The following is a 750-nucleotide window of genomic DNA, read 5'->3' as shown; positions in this document are numbered from 1 at the left end:
ATCGGCTGTCGCGCCCTTGCACATCGTCACAAAGGCCAAAGCCAATGTGGTAGCTTATGAGCATCCGCCGACCCGGGAGAAGGGAAGAGGGCGTCCGCCGAAGAAAGGCCCGATGGTCAAACTGAAGGAGTTGTTCCAAACCCGCGCGTCCGAGTTTCAAACCGCCACAGTGACGATGTACGGCAAGGAAGAGACGGTTCAGTACCTCTGCCTGGATTTGCTGTGGGGGCAAGGACTGTACCAGGAACTGCGCTTTGTGCTGGTCCGATGGGGCGACCGGCTGTCCATTCTCGTGACCACCGATCTTACCTTGGCGGCGACGGACATCATCGAGTTATACGGATACCGCTTCAAGATCGAATGTATGTTCCGCGAAATGAAGCAAGCCATCGGTGGATTCAGCTACCATTTCTGGAGCAAGTCTATGCCGAAGCTGAAACGGTATCTCAAGAAGGGAGAATCCCATCCGGTCGAGCATGTTACCGATGAAAAGGAACGAACCCGCATTCGGCAAACGGTGAAAGCGATTGAAGGTTACGTCATGTGCAGTTGCATCGCCACGGGGCTATTGCAACTGATTGCTGTCCGTTATTCGAGCCGGGTTCCGGGCTTGTTCTTTCGCTACTTGAGAACGCACCCCAAGACGGTCGTTTCCGAGGCCACGGTGATGGCTTATTTGCGCACGTCGATTTTTCGCTTGTTTGCTCGTAATCCGCAATTATCCCTAACGAAAATAATCCAATCCAAGCA

The 750-nt window shown here is 53.6% G+C and carries 1 protein-coding gene; it reads left to right on the top strand.

The features are described from left to right. Window positions 1-750, top strand: a 750-nt coding sequence (locus ACFQ03_RS25865) for a hypothetical protein (RefSeq protein WP_449290191.1), incomplete at both ends; no start/stop codon positions are given.

This window comes from Paenibacillus residui (genome assembly GCF_042677205.1).
GTDB classification, from domain to species: domain Bacteria; phylum Bacillota; class Bacilli; order Paenibacillales; family NBRC-103111; genus Paenibacillus_L; species Paenibacillus_L residui.
The sequence above is the reverse complement of the archived record's forward strand: the minus strand, read 5'-3'. Positions and strand labels throughout refer to the sequence as shown.